Genomic DNA, 17,069 nt, shown 5'->3' with positions numbered 1-17,069 from the left:
CTCAGATCAGCTGCGGTCCAGGTTCCCACCTCCTACCTGACCACGATCGGGTGACCGGCGCACGTCGGCCGGGACGAGCCGCTCGAACGCCGACGCGTAGGCGGCACAACGGTGGTAGCCGGAGTGGGTTTCCACCTCGCCGGGACCGCCGCCGGTCTCGTCCGCCCACTGGTCGACCGACGTGCCGTCCGGCCGCCCGTACCCGATGACGGGAAACCCGAGGTGGTCGGTGCGCCGCCACAGGTTCACCCACCGGTCCGCCAGCAGCACCCGCAGCGTGTCGGCCTCGTCGACCACGGGTTCCGCCCGCGGCTCGTCGTCGTCCTGCCGGTGCCACGGGTTCAGCGCCCACAGCGCGCCCCTGCGGCTGCGCGCGGTGCCGAGCACACCGGGGCCCAGCAGTTCCGGGAAGATCCGCCCGAAGTACGGCCGCAGCTGCACGCCGTACGTGAGCAGCTTGACGCGGGCGAGGTGCTTCTCCGGAAGCTGGTAGACGGCGGCGACGGCGAGCACCGCGCCGAGGCTGTGCGCGGAGAGCACGACGACCGAGCGCTCCTGCGGCGGCAGGTCCTCGTCGGGGTGCCGGTCCAGCCAGTCGCGCACGCGTTCGGCGATCTCCGGCACGGCCCGCTCCGCGTAGCAGGGCGGGGCGAACGGGTGGGCGGTGCGCGGCAGGAAGCACATCAGGTCCCACAGCAGCCCCAGCGGTCTGCGGTTGGCGAGCACCCCGGCGCCGACGAACGACCCGACCAGCGCCACCCCGGCGAGCCCGGTGTACGTGACGCCCTGCTCGAACACCCACGCCGGCACCTCCCAGTCCACCCAGGACGGTCGCGCGAACGCCACGTGCACCGCCAGCACGACCGCCGCGGTGCTCACCGCGGACAGCACGCCCACCACGACCTCGGCCCGGTGCGCGTTCGCGATCACGTGCCGCCACCGCATGACGAGCTCCTCCTGCCCGGCCGGGATCGCCAGGCTGGTGTCCCGCTCGAAGTCGGCGGGCCCGCGCACCCGCAGCCCGAGCAGCACCACCAGCACCACGACCAGGCCCGCCACCACCGCGAGCGCCGCCGTGAACGCACCGCTCGCCCACCAGGAGAACCAGGGCGCCTGCGGCACCTTCCGCAGCGGCTCCGAACCGGCCAGCCAGCCGCGCACCGTCAGCACCAGCACCGTCGCGAGCAGCAGCGACGTGGTGAGCGACAACCCCAGCAGCACACCGGGTCCGGTGCCGCCCCACGCCTCCCACTCCCGGTTGTCCCGCACCGCGTACCCGACCAGCAGCGCACCGGCCACGACGGCGACGAGTCCGAGCGGCTGCCACACCGCGGTGAGGACGAGTCCCGCGGCGAACGCCAGGCCCGCCAGCCACGGCACGCGCTTCTCCCGCTTGCGCCACGACCACCCCGACAGCGCGATGCCCAGCAGGCAGGCCGTCACCGCGGGTGGCCCCCACCGCGCCAGCCACAGCGACCGGCTGAAAGCGGGTTCGGCGTAGAGGATCGCGAACCCGTGCACCGCCAGCACCACACCGGTGGCCACCAGGAGGGCCCACGACCACAGGCCGCCCTTCTCGGTCCTGGGCGCGTCCGGGCAGTCCGCCGCCGTGTGCACGACCCGGTACGCGACGAGCGCCAGCAACACCCCGGCGAGCACCGTCGTGACCAGGAAAACCGCGGCCTGGGGCCAGAGTTCCGCACCGGTCAGCAACACCACCACGCAGAACCCGGCGGCCAGGTGCAGCCGGGTCAGCCTGCGCAGCCGCGGGCTGCCCCGCCACATCGACCTCCTGCTGAGCAGCACACCCGCCCGGAACGGCTGCCGGTCACCGGTGGCCGCCGACTCGTACCTGCTGCGGGACAACGAGGTCAGCAGCAGCAACCCGAACAGCAGCGCCACCGGCACCGCGGAGGCGGCGAGCACCCGGACGTGCTGCGCGGGGTCGCCGAGCAGGTCGAGCCACTCCGGCAGCCGGCGGCAGGTCGTGTCGGCCAACGAGCACTGGACCGCGTACAGGTCGACGACCGCCACGCCCACCGACAGCACCAGCAGCACCGTCAGGCCGAGCCCGAACAGCCGGGTGCTGGCGGCGCCGCGGCCGGCGTTCCACCACGTGCCCTTCGCGGCTTCCGCCGCGGTGCCCCCGGCTGCCTTCTCGACGTCCGTCAGCTCGTCGTCCTCCGTCCACGTCCTGGGGATCTCCCGGCTCCAGTACGCGACGTTCGCGAGCCCGAACGGCAGCAGCAACGCCCACCCGACGCGCCCGGCCACGTTCGCCACCACCGACGCCACCCCGCTGCCCGGCGCACCCGGTGTGCTGCGCGCCATGCCGCCCCACGAGTAGGCCTCGCGCTCGACGTCGGCGCGGGGCCGTCCGGGGTCGTTCGCCGGCAGGTCGGCGAGCTTCGCGGGGACCGGGCGCCAGAAGCTGCCGAAGCGGTCGCCGCGGAACTGCTCGACGGCGTGCTCGGGCAGCGCCAGCACGGCGGCCGGGGGCGTGTTGTTGACCCCGTGGATGCGCAGTTCCAAGGCACGTGGACGCATGGCAGCCTCCCTCTACTCCAGTTGTCGTCCCTGAAGCTGCTCCGATTAGCGGCCATCCGGGTGAAAAAGGTGTATCCCGGCACCTCGGGAAGCCTCTACTTGGCAAGGAGGCCCCACCATGACCGCAACCGCTCACCCGAACGTCGCAAACTCGATCGGCCTGGCCGAGTTCCTCGCCACCGCGGGCACCCTCACGCTCGCCCAGCGCAAGCTCGTCGTGGACCAGGCGCTGATCCTGCTGGAGCAGAACTACGCGCACCTGCCGTTGAAGGTCGCCATGCACGCGGTGAACCCGGTGCAACGGCTCAGGGTGCTCAGAGCCAGACTCGAACGGCAGACCGACGCCACGGCCGAGCCCGAGTGGCAGTTCCACCGCGAGCTGTCGAGCACCTTCCACTCGGTGCGCGACCTGCACACCAACTACCTGCTGCCGGCCCCGTTCGCCGGCAAGATCGCGTTCTTGCCGTTCCAGCTGGAGCGCTGCTTCGACCCGGACGGCACCGAGCGGTACCTCGTGGCCCGCACGGTCGCCGGGTTCACCGGCCTGGCCGTCGGCGACGAGGTGACGCACTGGAACGGCACCGCGATCGCGCGCGCCGTCGCGGTGAACGGCGCGATCTTCGCGGGCAGCAACACCGCCGCGAACCTCGCCCGCGGCCTGGAGTCGCTCACGCTGCGCCCCCTGGTGATCCAGCTCCCGCCGGACGAGGACTGGGTCGTCGTGACCCACCGCACCGCCGGCGGCACGAGCGAGGACGTCCGGGTGGACTGGCAGGTGACCGACAACCTGCCGCCGATGACCGACGTCGACGCGCTCTCGCCGGCCGCCGCCGCGCAGGGCGTCGACCTCGACTCCGACGAGAAGGCGCGCGCCAAGAAGTTGTTGCACGCGCCCAAGGTCGTGGCCGCCGAGGCCGCGGGCGGTGCCGTCGCGATGAGCGAGCAGGACGTGCCGACGACCCTGCCCGGCGTGTTCCGCGCCCGCCCGGTCACCACGCCGTCCGGTACGTTCGGGCACCTGCGGATCTTCACGTTCAGCGTGGACGACCCGGAGGCGTTCCTGCGGGAGTTCGTGCGGCTCGCGGCCCTGCTGCCGCAGAACGGCCTGATCGTCGACGTCCGCGACAACGGCGGCGGCCACATCTTCGCCGCGGAGTTCCTGCTGCAGACGATGACCCCGCGCCGCGTCGAGCCCGAACCCGTGCAGTTCCTCAGCACGCCGCTGAACCTGCGCATCTGCCGCCGCCACGCGGAAGACCCGACCGGGCAGATCAACCTCGGCCCGTGGTTCCCCTCGCTCGACTCCTCGACCGAGACCGGTCAGGCGTTCTCCTGCGCCCACACGATCACACCGGTCGACGGCGCGAACTCCGTGGGCCAGACCTACCACGGCCCGGTCGTGCTGGTCACCGACGCCCGCTGCTACTCCGCGACCGACATCTTCGCCGCGGGCTGGGCCGACCACGCGCTGGGCCCGATCCTCGGCGTCGACGACAACACCGGCGCGGGCGGCGCGAACGTGTGGACGCACGGCCTGCTGTCCACCCTGCTGAGCATCCCGGCGCCCGGAGACCCGGACACGCCGTACAAGCCGTTGCCCGGCAAGGCGAACATGCGCGTCTCCATCCGCCGCACCCTGCGCGTCGGCAAGCTCGCCGGCACCCCGGTGGAGGACCTGGGCGTGCGCCCGACGCACCGGCACCAGCTCACGCGCGCAGACCTGTTGCAGGGCAACGTGGACCTGCTGAACCGCGCGGCCGAGCTGCTGGCCGAGCAGCCCGTGCGCCGGCTCGGGGTGGCGGTCGCGGGCACGACCGCCTCACTGGACACCGTGAACCTCGACCGGGTGGACGTCTACGTCGACGGCCGCCCCGCCACCTCGATCGACGTGACCGACGGCGCGCACACCGTGCCGCTCACCACGTCCGGCAGCGAGGTGCGCGTCGAGGGGTTCGCGGACGGACGGCTGGTGGCCGCGCGCAAGGTCACCAGCTGATCGAACGGGCGCTTCCGGTGACGCCATGACCGGAAGCGCCCGTTTCGGCCGCGCGGTCACCGCACCGGGCCGTGCTGTCGTCACAACCAGCCGCGCCGCATCGCCTGCACCCCCGCCTGGAACCGCGTCTGCGCCCCGCACCGGTCCATCAGCTGCCGCACCCGCCGCTGCACGGTCCGCGGCGCCAGCCCTAGCTGCCGCGCGATCGAGGAGTCGGTGAGCCCGGCGGCCAGCAGGCCCAGCAGGTTCGGGTCCACGTCGGCCGCCGCGGCGTAGATCCCGCCGGGGCTGAACGGGATGCCCTTGTCCCAGTAGAGCTCGAACGTCGAGCGCAGCACGTCCAGCAACGCCGACGGCCGGATCAGCAGCACCTCGTCGACCACGTCGCCGTTCACGACGGGCAGCACCGCCGCGTGCGTGTCGATCACCGCGAGCTTGAACGGCAGCGTCGGGGTGACGCGGGCGCGTTCGCCGGCCGCGACCAGGTCGATGATCTCCACGACGCGGCCGGGGATGTCGACGGCGGAGCGGTCGTAGACGACGCGCCACTGCACGTCGCGTTCGCGGGTCTCGTCCTCCAGCGCCACGTGCTGGCCCAGCGGCGTCACGTACGGCGGCTGGTCGAGCACGCACACCTCCTCGCGGGCGCCGCGCAGCAGGGCGTGCCACAGCTCGCGGACGGCGTCCACCCCGGACACCACCTCGACGAACGCGTTGTCGGCCTGCTCCTCGTCGCGGTTGCGCAGGTACAGCTCCATCAACGGGCCGACGTCGGCGCGCGCCCTGCGGTTGGCCTCCTCGCGCGCGGCGATCAGCGCCTCGACGGCGAGGTCGGGCGCGACGGCCTGCCACACGTCGCCGGGCAGGTGCCTGACCAGGCCGAGCTCGCGCATCCGCTCCAGCGCGGCGGGGGAGGCGCCGGTCTCCTCCGTGGTGCGGCTGCCACCCGTGACCAGCAGCTCGTAGACCGCGGAGAGCTCCGGTGCGACGCCCAAGTGTCCGAACACGGCCACATTGTGCGCCATTCGGGGTAGCGGCCCTGTCGTGAACACGCCAGTGTCGTCATTCGGACTCCGCCAGACCTGTTCTCCCCGCTGCGACCCGACTTACGGTCCTCCCCACCTCCGCAGCCGGTTCAGAACCCTGACGCCCTCAACGGCACGCGAAGGCCCTGCGTGGAAGGACCTCACGTGAACGGATTGCGACGCACGAGCGTGTGCGCCGCGGCAGTGTCCGCCGCCGTGCTCAGCGTTGTCGCCCCGTCGGCGACCGCTGCCCCCATCCAGTCCCAGCCGGACTCGACCCGGGTGAACCGCCCCTTCGAGAGGCTGATCGTCGGCTACAAGCCGGGCACCGCCGAGGCCACGTCCGACACCGCCGCCTCGGACGACGTGCGGAAGAAGGGCAAGTCCGTGCACCGCCGCATGTCGAGCGGTGCCGTCGTCGTCAACCTGGGTGAGAAGACCGCCAACGCCGAGAACACCATCCAGGCGTTCAGGAACGACCCCGACGTCGCGTACGTCGAGCCGGACCTGCTGATGCAGCCGTTCGCCGACCCGAACGACACCGAGTACTCCCGGCAGTGGGACCTCTTCGAGGCCACCGCGGGCATGAACGTGCCCGGTGCGTGGGCCAGCAGCACCGGCGCGGGCGTCACCGTCGCCGTGATCGACACCGGCTACGTCGCGCACAGCGACCTGTCGGCACGGGTCGTCGCGGGCTACGACTTCGTGTCGGACTCGGCGCGCGCCCGTGACAACAACGGCCGCGACTCCAACCCGGCCGACGAGGGCGACTGGGTCGCCCGCGGCGAGTGCGGCACCGACGCCAACGGCAACCCGGTGCCCGCCGCGGACCAGGGTTCGTCCTGGCACGGCACGCACGTCGCCGGCACCATCGCCGCGTCCACCAACAACGGCAAGGGCGTCGCGGGCATCGCCTACGACGCGAAGATCCAGCCGTTGCGCGTGCTCGCCAAGTGCGGTGGCGCCACCTCCGACATCGCCGACGCCATCACCTGGGCGTCCGGCGGCACCGTGACCGGCGTCCCGGCGAACCAGACGCCCGCCAAGGTCATCAACATGTCGCTGGGCGGTCAGTCGTCCTGCTCGACGACCTACCAGAACGCCATCAACGGCGCGATCAACCGCGGCACCACCGTCGTCGTCGCGGCCGGCAACTCGAACATGAACGTCGCGAACTTCACCCCCGCGAACTGCACCGGCGTCATCACCGTCGCCGCCACCTCGCGCGAGGGCAACAAGGCGTTCTACTCGAACTACGGCACCCGCATCGACGTGGCGGCCCCCGGCGGCGAGACCCGCCGCGGCACCGACACCCCCGGCACCATCACCACGCCGGAGAACGGCATCTGGTCCACCCTGAACGCGGGCACCACCGTTCCCGGCGCGGAGAACTACAAGCCGTACCAGGGCACCTCGATGGCCGCCCCGCACATCGCGGGCCTCGCCGCGCTGCTGGTCGCGAAGAAGCCGTCGCTGACCCCGGTCCAGGTCAAGGACCTGATCAAGGCCAACGTCCGCCCGTTGCCCGGCACCTGCTCGGGCGGCTGCGGCGCCGGCCTCGCCGACGCCACCAAGACGGTCAACGCCGTCGACTCCACGCAGCCCCCGTCGGGCGGCCTGGAGAACACCACCGACGTGGCCATCCCGGACCGCGGCACCGCCGTCACGTCCTCGATCACGTCCTCGCTGACGGGCAACGCCTCCGCCACCACCAAGGTCGGCGTGGACATCGTCCACACCTACCGCGGAGACCTGGTCGTCGACCTGGTCGCCCCGGACGGCACCGCCTACCGACTCAAGAACTCGTCCACTTCGGACAGCGCCGACAACGTGGTGGCGACCTACACGGTCAACGCCTCGTCCGAGGTCGCGGCGGGCACGTGGAAGCTGCGGGTCCAGGACGTGTACTCCGGTGACACCGGGTACATCAACTCCTGGAACCTGACCCTGCGATAGCTCCACGTGTTCGCCGAGGGCGGCGCCTCCCACCGGATTCCGGGAGGCGCCGCCCTTTCACGTGCCGGGAGCACCGCCGCCCGCCGCGGGTAACGTCCTACCCATGGCAACACTGGTGACGTTCCACGCCCACCCCGACGACGAGTGCATCGTCACGGGAGGTGTGATGCGGAAGGCGTCCGACGAGGGCCACCGGGTCGTGCTCGTCGTCGCCACCCGCGGTGAGAGCGGCGAGGTTCCCGACTTCCTCGACGAGGGCGAGGAGCTGTGGGAGCGCCGGGTGCGGGAGACGCACGCCGCCGCCGAGCTGCTGGGGGTGCACCGCGTCGAGTTCCTGGGCTACCGCGACTCCGGGATGATGGGGGACGAGCTCAACGACCGGCCCGGTTCGTTCTGGACCGCGGACGTCGAGGAGGCGGCGCACAAGCTGGCCGCGATCCTGCGGGAGGAGGACGCGAAGGCGTTCACCACCTACGACAGCTTCGGCGGGTACGGGCACCCCGACCACATCCAGGTGCACCGGGTGGGCATGCGGGCCGCGGAGATCGCCGGCACGCCCGCCGTGTACCAGGCGATGGTGAGCGAGACGCGGTTCCGGGAGGCGATGAGGCGGTCGGGGGCCGAGGAGCCGCCGCTCATGGAGGGAGCCGTGCCTGAGTCGGAGATCACGACCGAGGTGGACGTCGCGGAGTACCTCGGGGTGAAGCGGGCCGCGATGCGGGCACACGCCTCGCAGATCCCCGAGCAGTCGTTCTTCCTGTCGCTGGACGACGAGACTTTCGCGCACGCGTTCGGCACGGAGTACTTCATCCGCGCGGGCCACGGCCCCGAAAAGACCCTCGCCCTCTGACCGCCCGCCCCCCTTGCTGCACAGGCGTCTGCAAGTACTGGTACTTGCAGACGCCTGGGAACGTGAAGGGGCGGCCCGCCACGTGCGGGCCGCCCCTTCAGCGGGTCACGCGCGGCGGCGGCGGACGACCAGGAGTGCGGCGGCACCGGCGCCCACGAGGCCCAGGCCGGACAGCAGCAGCCAGGTCGGGGACGCGCCGGTCGCGGCGAGCGGCGGCTCGGGGGTGCTGCCACCGGGGGCCGGGGCGGCGGAGGTCGTCGACGGCGGCACCTCGGCGGAGGACGAGGGCGCCTCCGTGGTGGTGGTCGTCACCGGCGGCGTCGTGGTCGTGGTGGTCGTCGGCGGGACGTACTTGACGCACGCCGTGCTTGACCGGTCGTAGGTCTTCGAGTAGCCGTGCTTGTTGTTGGGATCGTCGTGCGCGGCGACCTTGATCTTGAAGTCGTGCTTGACGTCGGCGGGGAACGTCCAGGTCTGCTTGAACGACTCGCGGAACGGCTGAGCGGGCTGCTCCTTGCCGTCGACGGTGATCGTCAAGAAGTTGTCGGCCTGGCCGTTGTACTTCGTGAGCTCGACGCTCAGGAAGGACTTGCCGGCCTTCTCGTTGCACCCGGCGTCCACGACGTCGGTGTGTGCGGAGGCAGGCGTGGCCAGCGCCACTGACGCCAGAGCCGCGGTGGCGGTCACCGCGAACGCGCCGAGAACTCGTCTTGCCAACGGAAACTCCTGCTCAGGGTTGATGCGTGGCGGGAAAACCATTCAAAACACAAATCACCCGACCGGGTGAACCGCGCCACGCTAGCAACCGACGGCAGTCGAAAGGTCACCGTCTGACAACGGTGAGGTGTCACCACGAACAAACCTTCATGTTTTCCGCTAGGGCGATGAACCCCGCCACCAGCCGCATCTGCTCCACCCCGCGCACGTCGGCGTCCAGCAGGCGCGGTGAGCAGACCACCACGGCCACCGCCTGCGCGCGGGACAGCGCCACGTTCAACCGGTTGCGCGACAGCAGGAAGTCCAGGCCGCGCGGCAGGTCCACGGTGGACGACGACGTCATCGACATCACCACGGCCGGTGCCTCCTGGCCCTGGAACCGGTCGACGGTGCCGACCCGCGTCCCGTCGAACCCCGCGTCGGCCAGCCGCCGGCGGATCACCCGCACCTGGAGGTTGTACGGCGCCACGACGAGGACGTCCGCGTCGGTCAGTTCGCGCGTCTCGCCGTTGTCCGTCCACGTGCGACCGACGAGCGACCGCACGGTGTCCACCACGGCGTCGGCCTCCTCCGCCGAGGACGTGATGTTGTGCCGGTGGTCGACCTCGCGCAGGTAGATGCCGGGTTCGACGCCCTCGATCCACCGCTGCGCCGCCACCGGGTGCGAGTGGAGCAGCCCGGAGTACGACAGCTCGGACACCGGGCGGCACACCGCGGGGTGCATCCTCCTGGTCTCCGCGAGGAAGTACCCGAGGTGGCCGGGGATGACGTCCGCCGAGCCGAGCAAGTGGCCCAGCGCGGACGCGTCCGACCCCGGTGGGTGCACTCCCTGGACGACCTGCGGCAGCTGCTGCGGGTCACCGAGCAGCACGAGGTTGCGGGCCGCCGTCCCCACCGCCACCGCGTCCGCCAGCGCGAACTGGCCGGCCTCGTCGATGATCATCACGTCGAACGGCTGCGCCTTGATCACCGCGTTGGAGAACGTCCACGCCGTGCCGCCGACCAGGTGTCCGGCCGGGTGCTCCTCGCGCCAGCGGGCCAGCGCACCGTTGTCCTTCGGCTGGTCCCACGGCACGTCCTCCTCTGGCTTCCCCTTGGGCCGCTTGGCCATCGGCACGTCACCGGAACACGACCGCAGCACGTTCTCCACGGCCTTGTGCGACGTCGAGGTCACCGCGACCGTCTTGCCCTGGTCGACCAGGTGCGCCACGAGCTTCGTCGCGAGGTACGTCTTGCCCGCGCCGGGCGGGCCCTGCACCGCGAGCGTGCCGCCGTCGAGCTGGTCGACCGCCCTGATCACCGCCCGCACCGTGTCCTCGTCGCGCGGCAGCGGCTGCGCGGGCGGCGTGCGCAGCATCAGGTCGATGCCGGGGCTGCGCGGCAGCAACGGCAACAGCTCCACGGCCTGCTGCGCGAGCTCGGCGACCGCCTCGTCCTTCGGCTTCGCCGGCACCGGGCTGCCGGGCAGCACCGCCAGCGGCAGCTCGGTGTGCTCGGCCGCCGCGCTCTCGATCAGCACCAGCTCGTGCGGGTTGTCGTCGGACACCACGGCCGGGCGCGTGACGTTGCCGGGGTAGAGCAGCCTGACCTGCTCGCCCGCGCCGAACGGGTGCGGCCGCTCCGGGTCGATCCGCGCGCGCACCTGCCGCTTCGACGTCCGCACCCGCCCGCTCGGCGGCACCCAGTCCTCGGCCCGCAGCGTGATCGGCACCGCGCAGTTCGAGTCCGTCTCCAGGTCCGAGATCGGCGCCGCGGCCTGCCGGAAGAAGTCGCCCCACGCCGGGCTCGCCTCCCGCCGGTGGTAGCCGACGGTCGCCGCGAACAGCGCGTGGCCCTCCGCGAGCAGCGGCTCGGTCAGCGCCGCCATCCTGCGGGCCCGCTCGGCGGCCTTCTCCCGTGCCGCCTCGTCCAGCTCCTCGTCGCGCACGGCGGTCTGCACGCCGTGCTCCCGCTTCACCTTCTCCAGCAGGTCCCGCACCCCGCGCGTCGGGTTGTCGTCCGCGAGCAACGGGCGCAGCGCGGGCAGCGTGTACTCCCTTGTGGACACCCGCAGCACCCGGCGGGTCAACGCACCCAGGTCGACGCAGCGCCGCACCAGCTCGTCCACCTCGGACTCCCTGGTCGCGGTGCGCGCCGCACGCCCGGCGAGGTCGTGCGGCGTGAAGTGGTAGACCCGGCCGGTCGGCGTGCGGTCGACGAACTCCGCGAACGTGCCCTCCCAGCCCGGCGTGCGGAACGTGTCGCCCTCGACCTCCAGGAACACGTCGTCCTCCGCCGGTTCCGGCAGGGTCTGCAACGCCTCGGGGGCCACGACCTCGTAGGTGGTCACGCCGGTGCGCTCCTGCCGCACCTGCAACCGGGCCTGCGCGGCCAGCGCGGCGAAGCTCGCGGGGGACAGGGCGGGTGGCCGCTCCTCGGTCGCCGCTAGCGCATCGATTGTTTCAATGCCAACCGAAACCAGCTTCCGCCGTTGGTCGGCGCGCAGTCCGGCCACGAGCGACAGGTCGCGGGCCTCCTCGCGCCCGGAGGCGCAATGACGGGCGAACCGGCACCCGGTGCAGGCCGCCCGCACGTCACCCCACGAGCGCGCCGGAGCCGGTCCCGGCTTCGCCAGCCGCGTCCGCAGACGGCTCAGCAACGGTGCGAAGTCGGCCACCCGGAACGTCGTCCGCTGACCGTTGACCAGCAGGTGCGCGCGTTCGGCACCCAACGCCAGAGCGGCCGCCGTCAGGTTCAGCACGGCCAACGGAGTTGCCTCAGAGCCGTCGAAGCACGGCTCGTAGCCGGTGCCGACCCGCACCAGGCTCGGCACCGCACAGTGGAAGGCGCCGTCGAAGAAGACGGCGTTCTCGACGATCTCCGCACCCGCGCGCACGTCGGCGGCCGTGCGGGAGGCCGCGCGGTGCAGCTCCTCCTGGTCACCCCGCCGCTCCGAACGCCCCAGGAAGCTGCGGTGCTCGCACTCGAGCAGGTCGACGAGGTCCGACGGACTGGCGAGCATGACCGCCGATGCTAGCCGCCGGCACCGGCGGACCCCGGCAACGCCACCCGGCGGACACGGGCGGACGGCCCGCGTCCATCCCCGGTACGCGGCCCGTCCGCCCGCTGACTAGACGGCTGCCTCGACCAGCCTGAGCAGCGCCTCGTGGTGGGAGTTCGGGTAGTCGTGCGGCCGGAACGGCCGGGTCTGCGCCCGCACCAGAGCGGCCGCCGCGGCCAGCTCACCGGTGCGCACCTCGGTGTCGCGGTGCAGGAACGCGAAGTGCGGCTCGCGCACCTCGTCCGGCCACAGCAGCGTGTGCAGCACGAGCACACCCGCCTGCTGCCGGATCGCCGCCAGCGTGTCCTTGCCGCGCAGCCCGAACTTCACGATCGCGGCGGTCTTCGTGCGTTCCAGCGTCTCGCGCAGCAGCACGTACGAGCGCACCGACAGGTCGTCGGGCTCGACGTAGTAGCTGCGGTGCAACGAGATCGGGTCGACGTCCGCGACCGGCGCGAACTGCTGGACGTCGATGACCCCCTCCTCGGGCGCCGGCAGCTCCCGCGGGTCCACCTGCACGACGCGGCCGTCGTCGAGCTCGTAGCCGCGGCCGATGTCGTCGGGTGTCAGGTGCAGCGAGCACTCGCCGCACACCTGCTGGTGCCGCACCCGGCCGCTGTCCTCGCGGTGCACGAGGTGCACCCTGCCGCGGTGCTCGGACGCCGCGGACACCAGCCGCACCGCCATCGTCGTCATGCCGAACCGAAGTGCTCCCCGCCACACAGTCCTCATGACAAATGAGTACTCGAACAGGTGTTCAAATACCGCTATGACCTGACGAAACAGCTCGTTCGGGTGCGTCCGACGGGTACCTCGGACACGTGCGTCACCACGCCGAGGGCGCGTAGTCCTTCAGGAAGCACCCGTACAGGTCCTCACCGGCCTCGCCGCGCACGATCGGGTCGTACACCCTGGCCGCGCCGTCGACCAGGTCCAGCGGGGCGTGGAAGCCCTCGTCGGCCAGCCGCATCTTCATCGGGTGCGGGCGCTCGTCGGTGATCCACCCGGTGTCGACGGCGGTCATCAGGATGCCGTCGGCCTGCAGCATCTCCTCGGCGCTGGTGCGCGTCAACATGTTCAGCGCTGCCTTGGCCATGTTCGTGTGCGGGTGGCCGGAACCCTTGTACACGCGGGAGAACTGGCCCTCCATGGCCGACACGTTCACCACGTACTTGCGCCGGTACGACGACTTCGCCATCGACGCGCGCAGCCGGGAGATCAGCAGGAACGGCGCCGTGGAGTTGCACAGCTGCACCTCCAGCAGCTCCACCGGGTCGACCTCGTCGACGTTCTGGATCCACGAGTTCGTCGCCGCCGTGTCCGGCACGAGACCGCCCGCGTCGATCTCCTTGCCGCCCGCCATCAACGCGAGCGTCGTGACCGAGTGCGCCTCAGGAACCGCGGTGCCGGGCAGGGCCAGCTGGCCGTGCCCGCCGAACGTGATCAGCTCGGGGCGGCGGGCGTCGCCGGTCAGCGCCTCGTGCTCGGCGGCGGCCAGCGGCGCGTAGGCGCCGGGGGAGCGGCGCACGGTCTGCGCCGCGTTGTTGATCAGGATGTCGAGCGGCCCCTGGTCGGCCACCGAGTCGGCGAGCCCGAGCACCTGGGCGGGGTCGCGCAGGTCGATGCCGACGATGCGCAGCCGGTCGATCCACTCGCCGGCGTCGGGCATCTGCGCGAACCGGCGCGCGGCGTCCTTGGGGAACCGGGTCGTGATCGTGGTGTGGGCACCGTCACGCAGCAGCCGCAGCGCGATGTACATGCCGATCTTCGCGCGGCCGCCGGTGAGCAGCGCGCGGCGGCCGGTGAGGTCCGTCCGCGCGTCGCGCTTGCCGTGGTTGAACCGGGCGCAGTCGGGGCAGAGCTGGTGGTAGAAGGCGTCGACCTCGACGAACCGCTTGCGGCAGGTGTAGCAGGACCGGGCGCGCAGCAGGGTGCCCGCGGTGGCACCGGCGGCGGTCGAGACCAGCGGCAGGCCCTGGGTCTCGTCGTCGATGCGGTCCGGTGAGCCGGTCGCGGTGAGCGAGGTCACCGCGCGGTCGTTCGCGGTGATGGCGGCCCTGCGCTCGGACTTCCGGTGCTTCTTCGCGGCCTTGAAGATCTTGGCGGTGGCCAGGCGGACGCGCACCGCGTCGTCGTGTTCCGCGGGCAGGTCCTCGACCTGTGCCAGCACGCGCAGGCAGACTTCCAGCTCTGCGGGGTCGATCGAGGTCATGAGCAGGCATTTTACGGGTGGAGAGGTGGCGGTCCGGTGACGGGTCCCGACGTGCTGGTCCTGTGGGACATCGACAACACGCTGATCTCGGCCAGGGGCTTCGGCGGGCTGATGTACCGGGAGGCGTTCCGCACCGCGTTCGGGCGGGACCTCGCCGGCCCCGTCGACCTGGGCGGACGCACCGAGCTGGACATCATCGCCGAGTGCCTGCGGCAGCACGGCATCGAGCACACGCCGGAGTCCTCCGCGCGGCTCGCGGCGGCGCTGGCCGGCTGCTTCGAGGCCCGTCGCGGCGAGCTGACCGGGCACGGCGAGGTGCTGCCGGGCGCGCGGGAGGCGCTGGAGGCGTTCGCCGCCGACCCGCGGGTGCACCAGGGCGTGCTGACGGCCAACCTGGGCAGCGTCGCGCGGGTGAAGCTGGAGGAGTTCGGGCTCGCGCACCTGGTCGACTGGGACGTCAGCGCCTATGGCGACGATCACGCCGACCGGGCCGAGCTGGTGGCGTTCGCCCGCGACCGGGCCCGGCACGTCCGCCGGTTCGCCGACGACGAGGTCGTGCTGATCGGCGACACGCCGCACGACGTGCGCGCCGCGCTGGACTCGGGGGTGCGGCTCGTCGCGGTCGCCACCGGGCGCAGCACCGCCGCGCAGCTCGCCGCGGCCGGTGCCACGACCGTGCTCGACGACCTGAGCGACCTCGACCGGGTGCGCCGGCACGTGTGGTCCGGCCTGGATGGGGGAACCCGCACCGCATGAACCCCGAAGTGCCTGAAGCCGACAGCGCCGAACAGCAGCAGGACGTGGTGCCCCAGGAGCCGGTCGAGCCGGCGCCGCTCGACGCCGAGCGCGAGGTCCCGCTCGACGAGGACGTCTGAACGGCCCTGGTCCGCGGTCGATCACGACGTTATGGTGCGCGGCATGCCCAATGCAGGCGGCCCGACGGTCACCCGGCTGTCCCAGCCGGACGCCGACATAAGGCCCCGTTCCCTCGGTCTGCCCCGAGGCCGCGCGGTGATCCCCGTGTTCGGCTCCACAGCGGACATCGAGACGGATCTCGCCGCGAAGCTGTTGCCGGTGCTCAGATCCGTGGTGGTGATCGCGGCGCGCAACGGCGCCGTGTTCGTCACCGAAGGCACCGACAGGGGTGTGGTCCACCTGCTGGGCCTGGCCCTGCAGGCCTGTGAGGGGCGCTGGCCCGTCGTGGTCGGCGTCGCACCCTCCAGCAAGGTGCACGACCGCACCGAGACCCCCACCGGTGACCAGGTCGCGCTGGAACCCAACCACGGCGTCGCCGTCGTCGTCCCCGGTTCGGAGTGGACGGACGCCACACCGGTGCTGTTCCGCGTCGTGGACGCGATCCGCGGCAAGAAGGCCACCGTCGCGCTCGTCGTCGGCGGCGAGAGCGAGCAGGAGGTCGTCGAGCACCTCAGCGGCGACCACCCGCTGCTCGTCGTCGCGGGCACCGGTGGACTGGCCGACCGGATCGCGACCGGTGACCTGACCGGCGACCTCGCCGTGCTGGTGCGCAGCGGCAAGGTCTCCGTCGTCCACGCCGACGAGGGACCCGGCAAGGTCGTCACCGCGCTGGAACGGTTGCTGGGCGAGGAGAAGCCCGTCACGCCGCCGCGGATCTGGCCGCGGGTCCGCTACCGGGCACCGGAACCGCGCCCGCTCGTCGACCCCGGTTTCGTGGTCGCCTACCCGCTGCTCGCCGACGCCATCCACGACGCGAACCAGGTCGTGGCGCCGGTGTTCCACGAGCTCGACGCGGAGGCGGAGTCCGAGCAGAACCGGTACCGGCTGCTCGCGGTCCTCGCGATCGCCGGCGGGCTCACGACCACGGTGTTCGGCGCGCTGCAGACGTGGCTGAACGAGACGCCGTGGCCCGGTGTGCTCGTGGTCGCCGGTGGCGCGTTCGCCGCGGCGATCACGATCGTGGCGCGCAAGCGGGAGTCGCTCGACAGGTACCTGACCGCCCGTGCCCGCGCGGAACGGTTGCGGGCGCTGTACTTCGCCCACCTCGCCGCTCCCGCTCCCGGCACGCAGGAGGAGCGGCAGGACCGGGTGGCGGACCTGGAGGCCGCGGTCAGCGACCGCAAGCACGAGGTGGTGCGGACATGAGCGACGAGCAGCGCCAGGCCCAGTTCGTCGAGGCGTACCTGCGGCACCGGTTCTCCGACCGCCTCGACCACTTCGAACGCGGCCGCAGGCGGTACTCCAGCGCTCGCACGTGGACGGTGGCGATCGCCGCCGCGCTGTTCATCGCGGCCGCCGCAGCGGCCGCGGCCGGGATGGCGGACGGACCGCGCCGCGCGGTGTGGGGCTTCGCGGCCACAACCCTTGCGGCACTTGCCACCGCGGTCACCGCGTACGAGGCGACGTTCGGCTTCCGCCGGCTGGCGCGGGAGAACGCCGCGGCATCCGTTGCGCTGCAACGGCTCGCCGTGGACGGTCCCACGCCCGACGACGTGGACGACGAGCGCCTCGTCGCATTCGTGACCGAAGTGGAGTCCGTGCTCAGGTACGGGCGCTGATTCCCGGTAATTGATCAAAAACAGCCGCGGAAAGCGTTTTCGCGTTTTGCACGCTCCGTGGACGATCGATTACGGAAAGCACTAGTTCTGGTGTTTCGGTGATCCCGTTGTCATGATGACCACATCCCCCGATGCGGAAGCAGGCACGACATGACTTGGGCGCGTACCCCTTTGGCTGAGCCTGACACCGGC

Annotated in this window: 13 protein-coding genes; 7 read left to right on the top strand and 6 right to left on the bottom strand. The window is 72.0% G+C overall.

Annotated features, from left to right (window positions below; translation table 11 throughout):
• Positions 1-6 precede the first annotated feature (6 nt).
• Positions 7-2,547: a hypothetical protein gene (locus ACZ7CD_RS16885; protein WP_470379196.1), complete on the bottom strand. Its 2,541-nt coding sequence runs from the start codon at positions 2,545-2,547 to the stop codon at positions 7-9.
• A gap of 118 nt (positions 2,548-2,665) precedes the next feature.
• Between ACZ7CD_RS16885 and ACZ7CD_RS16880 the strand changes: the two genes are divergently transcribed.
• Positions 2,666-4,543 carry a S41 family peptidase gene (locus ACZ7CD_RS16880; protein WP_470379195.1) on the top strand — a complete coding sequence of 626 codons (1,878 nt, stop codon included), beginning with the start codon at positions 2,666-2,668 and terminating at the stop codon, positions 4,541-4,543.
• A gap of 80 nt (positions 4,544-4,623) precedes the next feature.
• On the opposite strand, the gene ACZ7CD_RS16875 is transcribed toward ACZ7CD_RS16880, so the two are convergent.
• Entirely contained in the window at positions 4,624-5,550 is a 927-nt protein-coding gene (locus ACZ7CD_RS16875; RefSeq protein ID WP_360386786.1) for a LuxR C-terminal-related transcriptional regulator, read from the bottom strand.
• A 183-nt stretch (positions 5,551-5,733) separates the two neighbouring features.
• On the opposite strand from ACZ7CD_RS16875, the gene ACZ7CD_RS16870 reads away from it, so the two are divergent.
• Both ACZ7CD_RS16870 and ACZ7CD_RS16865 read left to right on the top strand, forming a co-directional pair.
• Positions 5,734-7,524, top strand: coding sequence for a S8 family serine peptidase (locus ACZ7CD_RS16870; protein ID WP_470379194.1), 1,791 nt, complete (start codon positions 5,734-5,736; stop codon positions 7,522-7,524).
• Between the two features lie 103 nt (positions 7,525-7,627).
• Positions 7,628-8,374 carry a PIG-L family deacetylase gene (locus ACZ7CD_RS16865; protein WP_360386792.1) on the top strand — a complete coding sequence of 249 codons (747 nt, stop codon included), beginning with the start codon at positions 7,628-7,630 and terminating at the stop codon, positions 8,372-8,374.
• Between the two features lie 105 nt (positions 8,375-8,479).
• Here ACZ7CD_RS16865 and ACZ7CD_RS16860 read toward each other — a convergent pair whose 3' ends face one another.
• The 4 genes from ACZ7CD_RS16860 to ACZ7CD_RS16845 form a co-directional block, all read right to left on the bottom strand.
• Positions 8,480-9,091, bottom strand: coding sequence for an LPXTG cell wall anchor domain-containing protein (locus tag ACZ7CD_RS16860; protein WP_360386794.1), 612 nt, complete (start codon positions 9,089-9,091; stop codon positions 8,480-8,482).
• A 130-nt stretch (positions 9,092-9,221) separates the two neighbouring features.
• A complete protein-coding gene (locus ACZ7CD_RS16855) occupies positions 9,222-12,092 on the bottom strand; it encodes a DEAD/DEAH box helicase (RefSeq protein WP_470379193.1) in 2,871 nt (956 codons plus the stop codon).
• A gap of 108 nt (positions 12,093-12,200) precedes the next feature.
• Entirely contained in the window at positions 12,201-12,863 is a 663-nt protein-coding gene (gene ku / locus ACZ7CD_RS16850; protein ID WP_470379192.1) for a non-homologous end joining protein Ku, read from the bottom strand.
• Positions 12,864-12,957: 94 nt separating this feature from the next.
• Positions 12,958-14,343: an SDR family NAD(P)-dependent oxidoreductase gene (locus ACZ7CD_RS16845; protein ID WP_360386802.1), complete on the bottom strand. Its 1,386-nt coding sequence runs from the start codon at positions 14,341-14,343 to the stop codon at positions 12,958-12,960.
• 36 nt (positions 14,344-14,379) lie between these two features.
• Between ACZ7CD_RS16845 and ACZ7CD_RS16840 the strand changes: the two genes are divergently transcribed.
• From ACZ7CD_RS16840 to ACZ7CD_RS16825, 4 genes are read left to right on the top strand one after another with little or no spacing between them, the layout of a single operon-like run.
• Complete coding sequence (locus tag ACZ7CD_RS16840) at positions 14,380-15,099, top strand: haloacid dehalogenase-like hydrolase (RefSeq protein WP_360386805.1); 720 nt, start codon at positions 14,380-14,382, stop codon at positions 15,097-15,099.
• A complete protein-coding gene (locus ACZ7CD_RS16835; protein WP_360386808.1) occupies positions 15,096-15,218 on the top strand; it encodes a hypothetical protein in 123 nt (40 codons plus the stop codon). Before ACZ7CD_RS16840 ends, ACZ7CD_RS16835 begins: the two co-directional genes overlap by 4 nt.
• 43 nt (positions 15,219-15,261) lie before the next feature.
• Positions 15,262-16,464, top strand: a complete 1,203-nt coding sequence (locus ACZ7CD_RS16830; protein WP_470379191.1) for a DUF4231 domain-containing protein — start codon at positions 15,262-15,264, stop codon at positions 16,462-16,464.
• Positions 16,461-16,877, top strand: coding sequence for an SLATT domain-containing protein (locus ACZ7CD_RS16825; protein WP_360386813.1), 417 nt, complete (start codon positions 16,461-16,463; stop codon positions 16,875-16,877). Before ACZ7CD_RS16830 ends, ACZ7CD_RS16825 begins: the two co-directional genes overlap by 4 nt.
• Positions 16,878-17,069 lie beyond the last annotated feature (192 nt).

Source organism: Lentzea sp. NPDC036949, assembly GCF_055608075.1.
The sequence above is the reverse complement of the archived record's forward strand: the minus strand, read 5'-3'. Positions and strand labels throughout refer to the sequence as shown.